Source organism: Ectobacillus sp., assembly GCF_056992975.1.
The window spans coordinates 1-15,051 of the sequence record NZ_JBXKMX010000213.1 but is presented as its reverse complement, the minus strand read 5'-3'; the positions used below and the strand labels follow the sequence as shown (position 1 = coordinate 15,051).

The following is a 15,051-nucleotide window of genomic DNA, read 5'->3' as shown; positions in this document are numbered from 1 at the left end:
TTGAGATAACTGCTTCTTGCGCCGATGTTGATACCTTTGCCATAGCAATTGTTTCAAATACTTTGCTCGCAACCTTCAACAAATCAATCTCTACGCCGCTCTTCATTTTGTTTAAATGCTTTATATATAGTTCTTTGTTTCCGCCTCCGCCAGGGATTAATCCTACTGAGGCTTCTACTAGACCTATATACGTTTCACTAGAAGCCTGGATGCTAGCAGCTGGCAAACAAATTTCAGCACCTCCGCCTAGTGTCATGCCATGCGGAGCAACAACGACTGGCTTGGAGCTATACTTTACTTTCATAAGAGTATCTTGAAATTGCTTAACGACATGGTTAATTTCATCATAATTTTCATCTTGTGCTTCCATTAACATCATGGCAAGATTTGCTCCCACGCAGAAGTTTTTCCCATGGTTGCCGATGACCAGTCCTTTATAATTCCGTTCAACCTCATCAATGGCATAGGAAAGCATTTGCGTAAAATCTGTTCCGATCGCATTACTTGGCGAGTGAAATTCCAAGCAGAGTACGCCATCACCGATGTCAATTAAACTTGCTCCGCTATTTTTCTTACGAACACCCTTTTCTTCTTTAACAAGCTGCAAATTAATATTCTTTTTATTTTGCTCTACAGCTTTATATAGACCGTCATCATAGTAATAGGTGTTACCATTATCTTGTTTATAAAACGTTTCGAATCCATTTGCTAGCATCTCCTCAACCCAAGCCGGCACAGTAGAACCATTCTCTTTTATTTTTTCTACACTGCGGCGTACCCCAATTGCATCCCATGTTTCAAATGGGCCTAGTTCCCATCCAAATCCCCATTTCATTGCTTGGTCAATGGAAACAATATGATCTGCTATGTCTTTATATAATTTTGCAGAATAAAGTAACGTCGGAAGTATAATAGCTTGCAGCAATGTACCCGCACGGTCCTCGGCATACACGAGTGTCTTCAGCTTATTTACTAGTCTCTTTTCTTGCTTGCTCATTTCGGTAGAAGCGGTCGCAAGCTTTTTTCGCGGACCATATTCGAAGGTTATTGGGTCCAGTTCAAGAATTTCTTTACCTTGCTTTAAGAAGAAGCCTTGCCCCGTTTTACTTCCTAGCCAATTATTTTCCAACATCTTTAGCATAAATTCAGGAACTTTAAATACTTCGCGTTCTTCTTCTCGCACATTTTCGTATACGTTGTTAGAAACATGTACGAATGTATCTAGCCCCACCACATCGAGCGTTCGGAATGTTGCACTTTTTGGACGTCCAATTAAAGGTCCGGTCACAGAATCTACTTCACCAGCACTATATCCCTTAGCTAACATTTCTTGTAGTGTAATAAGCAAGCCATATGTGCCAATTCGGTTCGCAATGAAATTCGGCGTATCCTTTGCAATGACAACACCTTTTCCGAGCGTATCTTCTCCGAACGTTTTCATAAACGTCAGAACGCTTGGGTCCGTCTTCTCGGTTGGAATCATTTCAAGTAGCTTTAAATACCGCGGTGGGTTAAAAAAGTGTGTACCTAAAAAGTGTGTTTGAAAATCCTCTGATCGACCTTCAGCCATCGCTTCGATGGAAATACCAGAAGTATTAGAACTTACAACGGTACCTTTCTTCCGAACACGATCTACCTTTTCAAACAATTGCTGCTTCACTTCAAGCTTCTCTACCACAACTTCAATAATCCAATCAACCTCTCCTAGACGCTCTATATCATCTTCTAAATTTCCACATTCAATTAGAGCGACATTTTCTTTAGCAGTAAGAGGTGCAGGTTTTTGTTTCCCTAGCTTTTCTATTGCGCTGCGGCTAAATCGATTACGCACTTCTTTGCTTTCTAACGTTAATCCCTTTGCAGATTCTTTATCTGTAAGCGTTTTCGGAACAATGTCTAATAATAATGTTGGAATTCCTATGTTTGCCAAGTGTGCCGCAATCCCAGACCCCATTACACCTGAACCAAGGACAGCAGCTTTTCGAATTTGAAACATCCCTTTTCCCCCTTAACGCTTGAATGAATACTCATTCATTTTTTCTGTAAAAAAAAGATGCCCTGTTGGAATGAGTTATCTACTTTCAAATATAAAACATAGTGTGAATTTCCGCAATATATTTACTAATAAAATTTACATGTTTTCACTTATTTTGGAAATAGTATAGATAGGAGGTGGGTATTATGGCAAAGATGAAAAAAAATCCGTCAAAAGGTGCAATCAGTGCAGCAAGTGCAACGGGAAATGCAGGTCCTTCTAATCTTCCAAAAGAAAAGGGTAAGCAAGGTAATAATCAACAGTATGGAAAACAAAATATGGGAGAACAATAAGTAAATTAAGAACAAAAGGCGGAACTCGTGGCATACTGAGAAGTAGAGTGCGTGTCCGCCTTTTTTCATGAGATATTCGTAAATACAGGGGATGAGAAAATGAAGCATAATTTGCTCTATATTAGTGGAATAGTATTCGTTTTATCCTTACTATATGCTTTTTTCATGATGAACGCCAAAACGAATGCTTTTCCTTCTCATCCAGAAATAACGGGAACTTATGGCGTTACAATAGATGCTACTTCCGGAGAAATTCTCTTTGGAAAAAACGAGAGAGACATCTCATCTCCTGCTAGTCTAGCCAAAATAATGACTACATTGCTATTACTTGAAAAGGTAAAGCCTAATGAACAGATTACCATTACGCAGCATGCGATTGATACCGAGTCTGGAACCTCCAAAATTACGCTACATGCAGGTGAAAAGATAACACGAGATGAAGCAATCAAGCTTATGCTAACCATTAGTTTAGATCCAATCGCTGAATCGGTAGCTGAGCACATTGCAGGCTCGAAAGAACAATTTGTCCTTTTAATGAATGAAAGAGCAAAGCAACTCGGCGCAACAAATACCAGTTTTCAAAATGCAAGCGGAGCAGACACATTCGGTCAACATATCACCGCTTACGATTTTGCACTTATTACAAAAAACGCAATTACTCACCCCGAAGTGTTACATGCGATGAGCCAAGTTACAACAACCATTCAAACTTCCCTGCAACGAAAAGAGATTACAAATGACGGGCGAAAAGAGCTCTTCCATGACCCCTATGCCATTGCTAGCAAAAGCGGACGAACAGATGGTTCTGGTTATACGCTGGTTGCCATTGAGGAAAAGAACGGGAGAAAGATTATTACTGTTGTCTTAAAATCGGATAAAGAACATCTCTACAAGGATGCTGAATCAATGGCGCACTTTGCACTTCAGTGAAACAGAAGACCACCTCTACTATAGAAGGGTTCTGAAAAAGTATGAACTTTGAAAAATAGGTGCGATGGTACCTTATATGTGCGGGCATTTTGTTACTGCTCTCATCCTTTTCCCGCGAGCGGGCATAATCGAAGCTCTTTTGTTACCGCCCTCATCCTTTTTTCCCGTGAGCGGGCACAATCGAAGTTGTTTTGTTACCGCCCTCATCCTTTTTTCCCGTAAACGGGCATAATCGAAACTCTTTTGTTACCACTCGAAAGCTTTTTTTCACGGGTTGGTATAATTCAGGCTAAATTCTGCTTATTTTTTAAACAAGCTTTTCAATACAAATGCAACGTTGGCTGGACGCTCTGCTAGGCGGCGCATGAAATAGCCATACCAATCCTTACCGTATGGTACGTATACACGCATATTGTAGCCTTCCTTTACAAGTTCTACTTGTCGTTCTGGCCGGATACCATATAGCATTTGAAATTCAAAACTCGAGCGTGGAATATGATATTCTTCGATTAAATGTTTCACATACTCTATGATTGAATCATCATGGGTCGCAACCGCTGTAAAATTACCATTTAACAAATGGATGCGAACCAATCGCTTATAGTTATCATCCACATCCTTTTTATCTAGGAAGGACACCTTCCCAGATTCTTTATAAGCACCTTTTACAATCCGTAAATTCGGATGGTATTTATTTAATTCTTCCATATCTTTTTCCGTTCGAAATAAATAAGCTTGCAAAACCGTCCCTACATTCTCATACTCATCCTTTAATAGCTTAAAAATATCCAATGTCTTCTCGCAGCGGGAATAGTCCTCCATATCAATTGTGACAAAAATACCATTCTCCATTGCAGCCTTTAAAATTCGGCGCATATGAAATAGGGCTAAATTTTCAGAAAGATCAAGGCCTAGTGAAGTTAATTTTACTGAGACATGCGCATGTAACTGTTGTTTACCTATAGCATAAATGGCTGCTATCGATTGATCGGCAATTTCCCTTGCCTCATGTTCATCCTTGATAAACTCACCTAGATAATCAATGGTAACAGTAAGATGCTTTTTATTTAAGCTTCGAATAGCAGCGATGGCAGATTGAATACTCTCCCCAGCTACAAAGCGGGATGCTCCGAATCGCAAGCCGAAATGCTTAGCCATTTTAATCAACGTTTTATTTTTTGATAAAAATAAAAAAAAGTTGCGTATAAGCTGACTCATTTCATTCACCCCGTCACGTAAAATCGGCCTTATGCTTCATCCTTTACTTACTTCGTTGTTTTTCATTCATTTCTTTAATATCCTGAACAATTTGTACCATCATTTTTTTCGCTTCTGGATATTCGCCGTTCCAATGCTTTGCTAAAGCTGGCATTGACTTTGCAATATGTGAATATAAGGCCCATATTTGTACCTTTACCTTCCATTCCTCGTTCGTCTCACCTAGCAAAAGCTCCGTATATTTTTCAAGCAACCCATCTATTTGTTCTTGAAACATTTTCTCCATTTTTATCATTCCTTGCTTTATTTTATTTTGAACCAAAGGAAAACATGAATAACCGCTAGACAGAAATCTTCCTAGCGGTCCCTCACATTTTTAGTCTAGTTTTTCCTGCACAGATTGAAGTTTTTGTTCCATCGTGCTTACCTGATCCCGGCGATCATCGATTCGAATTGTCGTGGAGACACGAGCAGCTCCGTTTTGAAACGGCACTTCATGCATTTGTTGGATTACTTCCAATAATATAGGCAATTCTCCTTCTATTACCGTATTCATCGGAGTGAGCTTATACTTAACACGGCTTGCATTTTGATCTAACACTTTATGCACCTGTGCAACATATCCACTTACGCTCGTTGAACCAGTGCCAATCGGAATAATACTAATATCAACAATAGCCATTCGAATTCCTCCTCATTTTTGAAACCTCTTTTCTTATTGTAACGCAAGTGTATCGGAGTATGTAAACTAAAAAGAGGCCTTCCCAAATGAACACAATTGTTTCATTTCGTCAGCCTCTTTGCCTATATATATGAGTATGCACGTTATTCAATAGCTACTCTCCCAGTTGTAAGACGTTAGTATGGATTAACCGAAAAATACTGTAAACACCATGATAATTGCTGAAATAGCTGCTGCTCCGCCGCCGTATCCAATTAAATCTGTTTTTGTTAATACCACTTTTTTGTTGTTCATCGTTCTCTCTCCTCATTATTGTGTTTTTGTAATGTTTAACACGTTTCTTCGTTTTTTTGTTACGCAACATCATTTGCTGTAACTTTTGTAACATAAATGTAACACAAGAAATTCGTTTCAGCAATAAAAAAATATACTTTTTTTCGATTTTTTTTACTACCTATTCTTCCTTACTTCTTATGAATTCGAAAGCTCATCATTGTTGATATAACAGCGATTAAGACAAGAATTCCTCCAAACAGATGAATCGGAATTTCGTTACCGCTTTCAGATGTAATCATCGCTAATAACAGGGATGAAAAAATCGCACCTATATAACGAGATGTTTGAAATAATCCAGAAGCAATTCCAATCTTTTCTGTAGGAGCAGCCTGTAGCATAGCTGCCTGCAAGCTTACATTCAGTAACCCATACCCCAACCCGATTAAAGAAAGAATCGGAATACACCAATATAATGTAACAAAACTGAAACATACAGTTACAAGGAATGCACCAACTAACAAAAGCAAGGATCCAACAAGTAACGGAACGACGGTGCCTGATGCATCAATCCATTTTCCCGTAATAGGAGAGATTACAATAGAAAAACCTGCGATAAAAAACATAAGTAGACCAATCACCTTTATGTCTGCTCCCATTCGCTGCACAAAGAATGTGGGAAGTCCAAATAACAATGCATAATTATATATGTTTAACAATACAAACATACAGTTGATGGAACGTAGTGCTTTGTTGGTCTGAAAGAGCCGAACATCTATAAACGGATTCGGCATCGTTGCTTCGCGTTTAATAAAAAAGAACAGCGCCGCAACGCCCAGTAAGCCGTAGACATAATTTACATTTGATTTTAATGATAATAGAAATAATAGAAGAAAAACGAGTGTGGCAGTAAATAAGAGAATGCCGGGAAAATCAAAATCTGTTGCCTTTCTCTTCGCTGGTTTGTCATGTTCTTCTTTCGGAAGAACGAACCAAGCCAGAAGAAAGCTAACGAGCAGAAAGGGGACATTTGTCATAAAGATGGCAAGCCACCCGCCGTAGGAAATAGCAAATCCTCCGATGGTGGGGCCAATAGCAACCGTTACCGAATTAAACACTGAAATCACAGATACAGCATAAGCTTGCTTATAAAATATATGCTCGCGAATCATTCCCATGCCGGATGGAAAGATCGCACTTGTACCAATTGCTTGCAGGATTCGTAACAATAATAACGAAGAAAAGGAAGAAATAAACGGTGCACCGCACACAGCAAGCATTGCGACAGCTAATCCAGCTAGAAATATGGTTCGTTTTCCAACTAAATCGGATAATCTCCCCATAACAGGCTGCCCAATTGCACTTGCTATATAATAGACAGAGATCACCCAAGAAGTCGTAGCAAAGGAAATAACGAATGTAGTTTGAATATCATGCAGCGCCATAGATATAATAGAGGAATTTAATGGATTTAAGATGGTTCCCGAAGAAATAGCAGCAAGAAACAAAGTTCGTTCTCTTCGAAATTGTTTTCTATCGCTTTCGGATAGAAAAGGATTGGCTGCAAAGGCCATGTCATCACCTTCTTTTACGTTAGTATGCCCGTTTAGAAAAAGGAAAAACAAATATTTGTCTGTTCACTTTTTTTAACTTCATGTACTATACTTAATAAGAGGTTTTAAATTAGATTGGTACTCATAGCTAGTAAGAAGGCATTCTTACACATAACTTCACATATACTCCCAATACCTTTCATAGAATGGAAAGAACCTAGTTATCCATACTCTTGATTCCCATACAAATACTTGAACTCCCCCCAAATAAAAAGAAATATATGAATATACAAGTCTTTTCTCCTCTTAAGAATAAAAAAAACTCATTCCGTAAATCAGCTAGGGTAGAGGAGTGAAGGTCTTTTCATACTATATATTATTAAGAAGTAACTCGTATTCCATAGCAAGTTTATGGAAATCTTCAGAAATTCTTAAGGTTTATGTTACAATTCCTTTAGTTTTTTCCTGTACAATAAGTTTGAAAACTATAATTCACATCCTTCAAGGAGGACGAAATGAGAGCACAGCCAAAAGTACTACTCGTTACAGCTAGCTTTGGGAACGGTCATAACCAAGTATCTCATGCGCTAAAGCATACGTTTGAGGAATTAGGAATTGGCACCGTCGAAATTTTTGACTTATACGCTGAAGCTTATCCATATTGGAATGAAGCTGCTAAGTTTTTATACAAGCAATCTTTCTCTATCGGTTCTTCTCTCTATAAAATGTTTTTCTATGGTATGGATAAAATGTATAGCACAAAGGCAGGAAAGCTGTATAATAAACTCGGCGAAAAGCAATTGGAGTCCATCATTCAATCGAAGCAGCCCGATATCATTATTACAACCTTTCCAGTAGGGACCGTACCCGAATGGCGAAAAAAATCGCAAAATAAATTCCGTATTTACACTGTCGTAACGGACTACTGTTTACACAGTACATGGGTCCATCCGGAAATTGACCGTTATTACGTTGCTACAGAGGATGTTAAACAAAAAATTATCCAAAGCGGCATTCCTGCAGAGAGAATTTACGTAAGCGGTATTCCTATTCGCAAAGCATTCGAAGCAGAAAAAGATGCTAATTACCTATTAAATAAATATCAATTGCATCCAGATAAGAAAAAACTCCTTATTATGGCTGGTGCCCAAGGAGTCGTAAAGGATTTAAAATGGATTGCATCCAATTTGTTAGATCGTAGTGACATGGAAATTATTATCGTATGCGGTCGCAATCAAAAGCTATTCAATCAATTAAGTAAATTAAAAAGTAGCTACGAGGATCAGTTAAAGCTATTCGGTTACGTGGATGATGTGCATGAATTGTATGAGCTAGCAGATGTTATGATAACGAAACCAGGTGGAATTACTTTATCTGAAACAATAGCAAAACAGCTCCCTACCATCTTATACAAACCGGTGCCTGGACAAGAAAACGAAAACTCTCTTTATTTCTGTAAGATTGGTGCTTCCGTTACCGTAAGAGATAAAGAAAGCATCGTGAAAGAAACGTTGTATTTGTTAAACCATTCCAATAAACTTACCGAAATGCGTGAAGCTTTGTACCATCTACACCGAGAAGAAAGCTCACAGCAAATTGTTACAGACATTCTACAGTCCTTTGCAAACTCAAAAGCGTCATCCTTATTCTTGGCCTAGTAGTAGCAATTATATGTATCCATACTCCTTAATAAAAAAAGAAGATAGATTATGCTATCTTCTTTTTTCAATTTCCTATCTTATTCTTTTAGTCTAACTATCATCTGAACTTGCTTTACCTTCGTTTCAAATCCGATTCGGCTTAATATGGAAATGACTTCATTATTTGAAGCTTGTATATGCACGGCTGTTCGTTTTATCGCCTGCTCTGGATGCAAGATGGCATGAAGCATCGTCTCTATTACATGCGCCTCATTTTCATGCGAATCTACTACACATTGATACAGTGCGATTCCATCTAGTTCTCCGCTCTTCTTATAGGTATACTTATATAAGAGATAACCGATTTCATTTCCGATCGAATCAGAAGCTATGTATGCAAGGGCGTCTTGAATGTGAGATGCATGACATTGCCACGGCGCAGTAGCACCGTAGAAAGGTAAGGTTTCTAGTCTAGAAGCCGGTGCGCTGTATAAAGGATATTCCGCATGAGAAACAATCGTATTCGGTATAATTCCTGTTTGCTCCATGTAAAACAAAGAGTCACTCACCTTATAACCCTTCTTCTCATAGAGAGCAATCGCCTTTTCATTTTCACTTATCGCTTCCAATGTTGCTACATCCACATCCTCTTCTCGGTAGCAATCGAGTATATACTCGATCATCCTTCTTCCAATTCCCTTGCCCTCTGCACATTCCGCTACTGCCGTTCCCCCATTCCAAGCTATTTTTTGCCCCGAAATCATTCGAATTCCAGTAAGAAGAATGCCAACTGGTTTTTTGTCCTCAAATGCAACAACGGACCGGTCAGGCGACAATTCTAGCATCGCAAGGCGCTTTGTAAACTGCATACTATTCATTTGTACATCTACAAAATAGCCTTGAAATCCCTCATTCCACGCTTGCAATGCTTCGTTCCATGTACAATCTGCTACTGCTTTTAAATGAATCAATACATAGCCCCCATTCAATCATAACGAAAAATGGATTTTATTCCTTATTTTTCATTATCTTATCACACAGAGTATACTAGGGCTATGTCATAGATGATTCATCTTTTGTTTATATAACAACATTTTCTCTCTTGCAAACTCCCTTGCATCCTTCTCGAAAGATCTTGCTTCATAGGGCAAATGACGTTCTGCCTGATATTGCATCTTGCCGTGCTTGTTTTGAAACTGCATATGATGATGGATTTCATGAAGTAGCGTTGCAAGTAGTTGCTCATACGTATCCCACGTAAAGATAAAAATTAAATCCTTGCTTGGATGATAGTACCCATTCATAGGAAATAGAAACTCTTCCTCTTCTTCACCAAGCGCCAAAAGAATTTCATTTGCATCACACGTATCACAAAAAATAATAGGGACCTTATGGTACGGATGCATAGACATAATATCTCTTTTTACCTGCTCAATCGGCCATGGGAACTCTTCATCGATGACATACCAGTTTTCAACTCTCACATATTCTTTGCGTAGCGAGAATTTCATCCTATCTCTCCTCTAACATTTTAGTAATTCCCAACATGTAAACAAAAAATCTGCTATACATATGCAGTTCATCACATATATCTCGTTAGAAAATGTAAGAAAATTTTTAAAATTACGTCTAAGCCAAAAAGAGTTGTATTAATTGGAAAAAAGATTTATTCTCGTGATGTAGAAAAAAAAGAACTTGGAGATGACAATTTATTATGGCACAATTAGGCGATGCCGACTTCGTTCCTGAGACAGCTTTGTTATCCTTACCTATCTTGAAAACAAGACACGCAGAGCTTATTATTCAACTAGCTGTCATTACTATTGCATCTATTTTATATGCGGTATCGATGAATATGTTTTTTATTCCCCACAAAATGATTAGTGGTGGCTTTGCAGGAATCGGGATGATTATCGGGTATGTAGCACATTATAATATTGGTACATTAATATTAATTTTAAACGTACCTTTATTCTTCTTAAGTTACAAATATTTAGGAAAAAAAATTACGTATCTAACCATTTATTTTATTGTGATATCGACTATTGCCATGGCCGTTATTCCCGTACAACAGCTTTCTCATGACATTTTACTCTCATCCATTTTTGGTGGTATCATATGCGGTGCATCTACTGGTATCGTTTTCCGATATGCTGCTTCAACTGGTGGATTCGATGTGATTGGGTTGATTTTAGCAAAAAATAAAGATGTATCCATAGGGGAACTTATTTTTATATTTAACTGCTTACTTCTAGTGGTTGCAGGATTTATTTTCGGATGGGATATCACATTATATACATTAATTAGTAGATTCGTAGTAGGGAAAGTCACTGATACCATTCATACCAAACATATTAAGCTTACTGTTATGATTGTAACGGAGCAGGGCATAGATGTGAAACAAGCATTGCTTAATCAATGCATACGCGGTATTACGATGGTAGACGCTGTCGGAGCCTATACAGATCATGTTAAGAAAGTAATCTATACAGTGATAACTCGGTACGAATTAGGTGAGGTAAAACGTCTTGTCCGCCAAGTAGACCCTACTGCATTCATTAATATTACAGAAACGGTAGAAGTAGTGGGACGTTTTAAAAGAGTATAATGATGATTTAAAAGATAATTACTACTATCATAGTATAAATAGAGACGATTATCTAGAACATCTTAAAAAAACAAGATGCTAGATAATCGTCTCTTTGTTTTATTCCTCATCTTACTTCTTATAATGAAGGGAATAAATATCGCGTCTACGGTCCTTTAGCTGACGAACCGTTCCGGATTGTCGTTGTCTTCGTAAAATTTCTAAATCAACATCTCCGATTACTACCATTTCAATATTTGGATTGCATTCTCCTACAATTCCGTCGCGTGCAAATTCAAAATCTGACGGAGAAAATATAGCAGACTGGGCATATTGAATGTCCATATTTTCAGCCTGAGGTAGATTACCAACTGTCCCCGCAATAACTGTATAGACTTGATTTTCGACGGCGCGTGCTTGCGAGCAGTACCGAACACGTAAATATCCTTGGCGATCTTCTGTGCAAAATGGGGTAAAAATAATTCGTGCCCCCCTGTCTGATGCAATCCGTGCAAGCTCTGGAAATTCAATATCATAGCAAATTTGGATCGCAATTTTCCCGCAATCTGTATCGAATACTTTTACTTCATCCCCTTCACTAATTCCCCACCATTTTGTTTCATTAGGTGTTACATGTAGCTTATATTGCTTTTCAATGGTTCCATTTCGGCGGAATAAATAGGCAATGTTATATATTTTTCCATCCTCTTCGACAAAATGAGAGCCTCCGATAATATTAACATTGTATTTTACAGCTAAATCTGTAAACAAACTGATATAGCTCTCCGTATACTCTGTTATTCGCTGTACCGCTAGGCTCGGCGCCTTCTCATGCATAAATGACATCAACTGTGTCGTGAAAATTTCTGGAAAGACGGCAAAGTCAGAGCCTGCATCCGATGCAACACCGGTATAATACTCCACTTGCGTTGCAAATTCATCAAAGGAATGAATTTGCTTCATCATATACTGCACTGCACAAATCCGAACAGGAAACGATGTTTTATAATAACGTTTCGTATTTGGTTGATAATCTACATTGTTCCATTCCATCAAGGTAGCATACTGCTTCGATGCTTTATCGTCAGGCAAGTATCCCGGATTAATCCGCATTAACATAAAGCCATTTAATGCTTGAAACGATAAAACCGGATCGTATATTTTATGCAAAATAACTTCATCGACATATTCTCTTGGAGATAATGTATCCGAGTATTTATGATAATTAGGAATTCGTCCCCCAATAATAATACTCTTTAAATTAAGGCGGCGAGCTAAATCCTTACGTGCTTCATACAACCGATACCCAATTTTCATGCGCCGGTAACCAGGATGTACCATAACCTCAATTCCATACATATTGTAGCCATCCGGATTATGATTCGTTATATACCCATTATCTGTAATATCATCCCATGTGTGACGATCATCGTATTCATCAAAGTTAATAAGCAAGCTAGAGCAAGAACCAATAATCTCCCCCTCAAACTCTGCACAAAATTGGCCTTCCTGGAAATGCTCCAAGTGACTCTCTAATTGCGCCCGTGTCCATGGTTCCATACCAGGAAAGCAGGAAGCCTGCATAGCAATAATACTATCGATATCCCGATACTCAATATTTCGAATTAAAATCTTCTTCTCAAACTTTTTTAAATCTAACTGATCAGACATACTATGAACTCCTTTTTATTCCGTTCTCTTTCATATAAATAATTTTTACACTTAGTAGTATACCTCATTTTACCTGTTATGATTTTGTAAGTCATTTTATATGGAAACAATGATACCGTGAAACCCCGCTCAGCGAAAGGTGAACGACCTCATTAATACGAGATAAAATCACTTTATATGCCCCTATCCGATGTTGACTTTACTACCATGAAATGATAGGATAATAAAAACAAACTAAACCGATTGGAATTAAAAACTTTATACATTATCAAGAGTGAACGAGAGATCTGGCTTGATGACTTCACAGCAACCTACCCTAGGAAAGGTGCTTCTACCACCAAAGCTACTGCTTTGGTTGATAAAATGATGCATCTCTTTTTGCAACCAAACGCAGAGAGAGTTTTTTATTTTATTAAAAAGGAGACATGCACATTGAAGAAACCCTATTCTATATTACCTGGAGCAAAACCGTTTTTCTTTAAAGGCAATGATATTGGCATTTTAGTTTCGCACGGATTTAATGGTACACCGCAAAGCATGCGATATGTAGGCGAAAGGCTTGCAGAAAAGGGATATACAGTGTTAGGCGTTCGGCTCGAGGGACACGGTACACATTATAAAGATTTAGAGCGATGTTACTATGAGGACTGGATTAGAAGCCTGGAAGAAGGATATAAACAACTTGCAGCACATTGTAAATATATTTATGTAGTTGGACAATCCATGGGCGCAACGCTTGCTCTCACACTAGCTCACTCCTATCCATGCGCTGGTGTAATTACGATCAATGCCGCTTTTTCAGTCCCTTGCTATGAAAAATATGAAGCAACGGATTCTCCAAGATATATTGAGGAATCTGCTCCTGATATAAAAGACTCTTCCGTGCATGAAATCGTTTATGATACTGTTCCTGTTGCATCCATCCGACAGCTTCTTCGCTTGATTCCATTTGCAAAAGCGAGACTGTCATCGATTCATTGCCCCGTCTTGCTTTTGCATTCACAAGAAGATCATGTCGTACCTGCCAATTCTGCACATCACCTATACGATGCCATCGGCTCTACTCAAAAACATGTAATACCTTTAACAAATTCCTATCATGTTGCCTCCATGGATTTCGATAAAGATAAAATTGTAAGCTCCTGTACACAATTTATTGAAAGAAAATCAAGCCACCTTACACCCACTGTCTAAAAAAACGAGCATCGGATGAATCCGATGCTCGTTTTTCTACATAAGACGAAGAAGAGAACCCTCGTTGACTTTCTTCTTAGACGTATCTTTCCGACCTTTATCTTTTATTTTATCCATTTCCTCTTTAAGTCGTTTCATTTTCGCATCCAAATATTGAATCATTTCTGCGGTCTCTTTTAATTGGTCAGTCAAATGTTTCGGAACTGTCTGATCAAACTTGTAATAAATCTTATGCTCAAGGCTTGCCCAGAAGTCCATCGCTACGGTTCGAATTTGAATTTCCACCTTCACATGCTCGGTTCGTGTAGAAAGAAAGACTGGCACTTCCACAATTAGATGTAGACTCTGATAACCGTTTGGCTTCGGTTTTTGAATATAATCTTTTACACGTAACACTTTAATATCATCTTGACTTTGAATAATATCATAAATTTTATAAATATCGGAAACAAAGGAACACGTAACACGAAAACCAGCGATATCATGAATGTGCTCTTTAGCATTCTCCACTGTAATATCAAGCCCCTTACGTTCTAGCTTACTTACAATACTTTCAGGGCTTTTAATTCTTGATTTAATATGTTCGATTGGATTGTGCTGATGTACAAATTGAAATTCTTCATTTAAAATCGTTAATTTCGTATCCATTTCATCTAACGCAAATTTATATACAAATAAAAAATTTGTCCATTCTGCAATTTGTGCTTGAATCATCTGTTGCATAACAGAAACCACCTTTTTCTTCTGTTTTCTAATACTCTTTTACTTTATCAGACCTAAGTGAACTTTGCATGAAATCTATATGAATAGTTCATGACAATACCATTGCAAAATAGCATAGGGGAACGTCGTTTTTATTTAATCTTCCAAACTTTAAGACGATGCTGCTAGGAAAATAAAGAAATTGTACTGGTTATAGTTTGACTTGTATGGATTATCTCCTAGTTATGTAGCATAACCGTACGGCGTTCCCGG

Annotated in this window: 14 protein-coding genes and 1 riboswitch; of the genes, 5 read left to right on the top strand and 9 right to left on the bottom strand. The window is 38.0% G+C overall.

Annotated features, from left to right (window positions below):
- A partial coding sequence (locus AC11ZT_RS09840; RefSeq protein ID WP_484059427.1) for a 3-hydroxyacyl-CoA dehydrogenase/enoyl-CoA hydratase family protein occupies positions 1-1,996 on the bottom strand: 1,996 nt, incomplete at its 3' end.
- A gap of 185 nt (positions 1,997-2,181) precedes the next feature.
- Here AC11ZT_RS09840 and AC11ZT_RS09835 point away from each other — a divergent pair.
- Positions 2,182-2,328 carry a YuzL family protein gene (locus tag AC11ZT_RS09835; RefSeq protein ID WP_484059426.1) on the top strand — a complete coding sequence of 49 codons (147 nt, stop codon included), beginning with the start codon at positions 2,182-2,184 and terminating at the stop codon, positions 2,326-2,328.
- A gap of 99 nt (positions 2,329-2,427) precedes the next feature.
- Entirely contained in the window at positions 2,428-3,258 is an 831-nt protein-coding gene (locus AC11ZT_RS09830) for a D-alanyl-D-alanine carboxypeptidase family protein (RefSeq protein ID WP_484059425.1), read from the top strand.
- A gap of 300 nt (positions 3,259-3,558) precedes the next feature.
- Here the strand turns inward: AC11ZT_RS09830 and AC11ZT_RS09825 are convergent, their stop codons facing one another.
- The 4 genes from AC11ZT_RS09825 to AC11ZT_RS09810 all read right to left on the bottom strand — a co-directional run bounded on the left by AC11ZT_RS09825 (position 3,559) and on the right by AC11ZT_RS09810 (position 7,005).
- Complete coding sequence (locus AC11ZT_RS09825; RefSeq protein ID WP_484059424.1) at positions 3,559-4,476, bottom strand: proline dehydrogenase family protein; 918 nt, start codon at positions 4,474-4,476, stop codon at positions 3,559-3,561.
- Between the two features lie 43 nt (positions 4,477-4,519).
- The gene (locus AC11ZT_RS09820) at positions 4,520-4,762 is read right to left on the bottom strand and encodes a DUF2573 family protein (protein WP_484059423.1); all 243 of its coding nucleotides are present in this window, start codon (positions 4,760-4,762) and stop codon (positions 4,520-4,522) included.
- Between the two features lie 90 nt (positions 4,763-4,852).
- Positions 4,853-5,158 (bottom strand): MTH1187 family thiamine-binding protein, encoded by a 306-nt coding sequence (locus AC11ZT_RS09815; protein WP_484059422.1) that lies wholly within the window; start codon positions 5,156-5,158, stop codon positions 4,853-4,855.
- 464 nt (positions 5,159-5,622) lie between these two features.
- Entirely contained in the window at positions 5,623-7,005 is a 1,383-nt protein-coding gene (locus AC11ZT_RS09810; RefSeq protein ID WP_484059421.1) for an MFS transporter, read from the bottom strand.
- A gap of 494 nt (positions 7,006-7,499) precedes the next feature.
- Here AC11ZT_RS09810 and AC11ZT_RS09805 point away from each other — a divergent pair, with 494 nt between their 5' ends.
- A complete protein-coding gene (locus tag AC11ZT_RS09805) occupies positions 7,500-8,642 on the top strand; it encodes an MGDG synthase family glycosyltransferase (protein WP_484059420.1) in 1,143 nt (380 codons plus the stop codon).
- A gap of 80 nt (positions 8,643-8,722) precedes the next feature.
- On the opposite strand, the gene AC11ZT_RS09800 is transcribed toward AC11ZT_RS09805, so the two are convergent.
- Both AC11ZT_RS09800 and AC11ZT_RS09795 read right to left on the bottom strand, forming a co-directional pair.
- Positions 8,723-9,595, bottom strand: a complete 873-nt coding sequence (locus tag AC11ZT_RS09800; protein WP_484059419.1) for a GNAT family N-acetyltransferase — start codon at positions 9,593-9,595, stop codon at positions 8,723-8,725.
- 87 nt (positions 9,596-9,682) lie between these two features.
- Positions 9,683-10,135: a DUF3920 family protein gene (locus AC11ZT_RS09795; RefSeq protein ID WP_484059418.1), complete on the bottom strand. Its 453-nt coding sequence runs from the start codon at positions 10,133-10,135 to the stop codon at positions 9,683-9,685.
- A 203-nt stretch (positions 10,136-10,338) separates the two neighbouring features.
- Here AC11ZT_RS09795 and AC11ZT_RS09790 point away from each other — a divergent pair, with 203 nt between their 5' ends.
- The gene (locus tag AC11ZT_RS09790) at positions 10,339-11,232 is read left to right on the top strand and encodes a YitT family protein (protein WP_484059417.1); all 894 of its coding nucleotides are present in this window, start codon (positions 10,339-10,341) and stop codon (positions 11,230-11,232) included.
- Positions 11,233-11,343: 111 nt separating this feature from the next.
- On the opposite strand, the gene AC11ZT_RS09785 is transcribed toward AC11ZT_RS09790, so the two are convergent.
- A complete protein-coding gene (locus AC11ZT_RS09785; RefSeq protein ID WP_484059416.1) occupies positions 11,344-12,882 on the bottom strand; it encodes a GNAT family N-acetyltransferase in 1,539 nt (512 codons plus the stop codon).
- A 262-nt stretch (positions 12,883-13,144) separates the two neighbouring features.
- Positions 13,145-13,247: riboswitch (SAM riboswitch) on the top strand.
- A 67-nt stretch (positions 13,248-13,314) separates the two neighbouring features.
- On the opposite strand from AC11ZT_RS09785, the gene AC11ZT_RS09780 reads away from it, so the two are divergent.
- Positions 13,315-14,076, top strand: a complete 762-nt coding sequence (locus tag AC11ZT_RS09780; protein WP_484059415.1) for an alpha/beta hydrolase — start codon at positions 13,315-13,317, stop codon at positions 14,074-14,076.
- Between the two features lie 36 nt (positions 14,077-14,112).
- On the opposite strand, the gene AC11ZT_RS09775 is transcribed toward AC11ZT_RS09780, so the two are convergent.
- The gene (locus AC11ZT_RS09775; protein ID WP_484059414.1) at positions 14,113-14,799 is read right to left on the bottom strand and encodes a GTP pyrophosphokinase; all 687 of its coding nucleotides are present in this window, start codon (positions 14,797-14,799) and stop codon (positions 14,113-14,115) included.
- Between the last annotated feature and the right edge of the window lie 252 nt (positions 14,800-15,051).

What these genes read in the sequence shown, in the direction of transcription:
- AC11ZT_RS09775 (WP_484059414.1), bottom strand. Translation starts at nt 14,799, where the DNA reads ATGCAACAGATGATTCAAGCACAAATTGCAGAATGGACAAATTTTTTA.
- AC11ZT_RS09810 (WP_484059421.1), bottom strand. Translation starts at nt 7,005, where the DNA reads ATGGCCTTTGCAGCCAATCCTTTTCTATCCGAAAGCGATAGAAAACAA.
- AC11ZT_RS09790 (WP_484059417.1), top strand. Translation starts at nt 10,339, where the DNA reads ATGGCACAATTAGGCGATGCCGACTTCGTTCCTGAGACAGCTTTGTTA.
- AC11ZT_RS09820 (WP_484059423.1), bottom strand. Translation starts at nt 4,762, where the DNA reads ATGGAGAAAATGTTTCAAGAACAAATAGATGGGTTGCTTGAAAAATAT.
- AC11ZT_RS09835 (WP_484059426.1), top strand. Translation starts at nt 2,182, where the DNA reads ATGGCAAAGATGAAAAAAAATCCGTCAAAAGGTGCAATCAGTGCAGCA.
- AC11ZT_RS09795 (WP_484059418.1), bottom strand. Translation starts at nt 10,135, where the DNA reads ATGAAATTCTCGCTACGCAAAGAATATGTGAGAGTTGAAAACTGGTAT.
- AC11ZT_RS09815 (WP_484059422.1), bottom strand. Translation starts at nt 5,158, where the DNA reads ATGGCTATTGTTGATATTAGTATTATTCCGATTGGCACTGGTTCAACG.
- AC11ZT_RS09830 (WP_484059425.1), top strand. Translation starts at nt 2,428, where the DNA reads ATGAAGCATAATTTGCTCTATATTAGTGGAATAGTATTCGTTTTATCC.
- AC11ZT_RS09825 (WP_484059424.1), bottom strand. Translation starts at nt 4,476, where the DNA reads ATGAGTCAGCTTATACGCAACTTTTTTTTATTTTTATCAAAAAATAAA.
- AC11ZT_RS09785 (WP_484059416.1), bottom strand. Translation starts at nt 12,882, where the DNA reads ATGTCTGATCAGTTAGATTTAAAAAAGTTTGAGAAGAAGATTTTAATT.
- AC11ZT_RS09805 (WP_484059420.1), top strand. Translation starts at nt 7,500, where the DNA reads ATGAGAGCACAGCCAAAAGTACTACTCGTTACAGCTAGCTTTGGGAAC.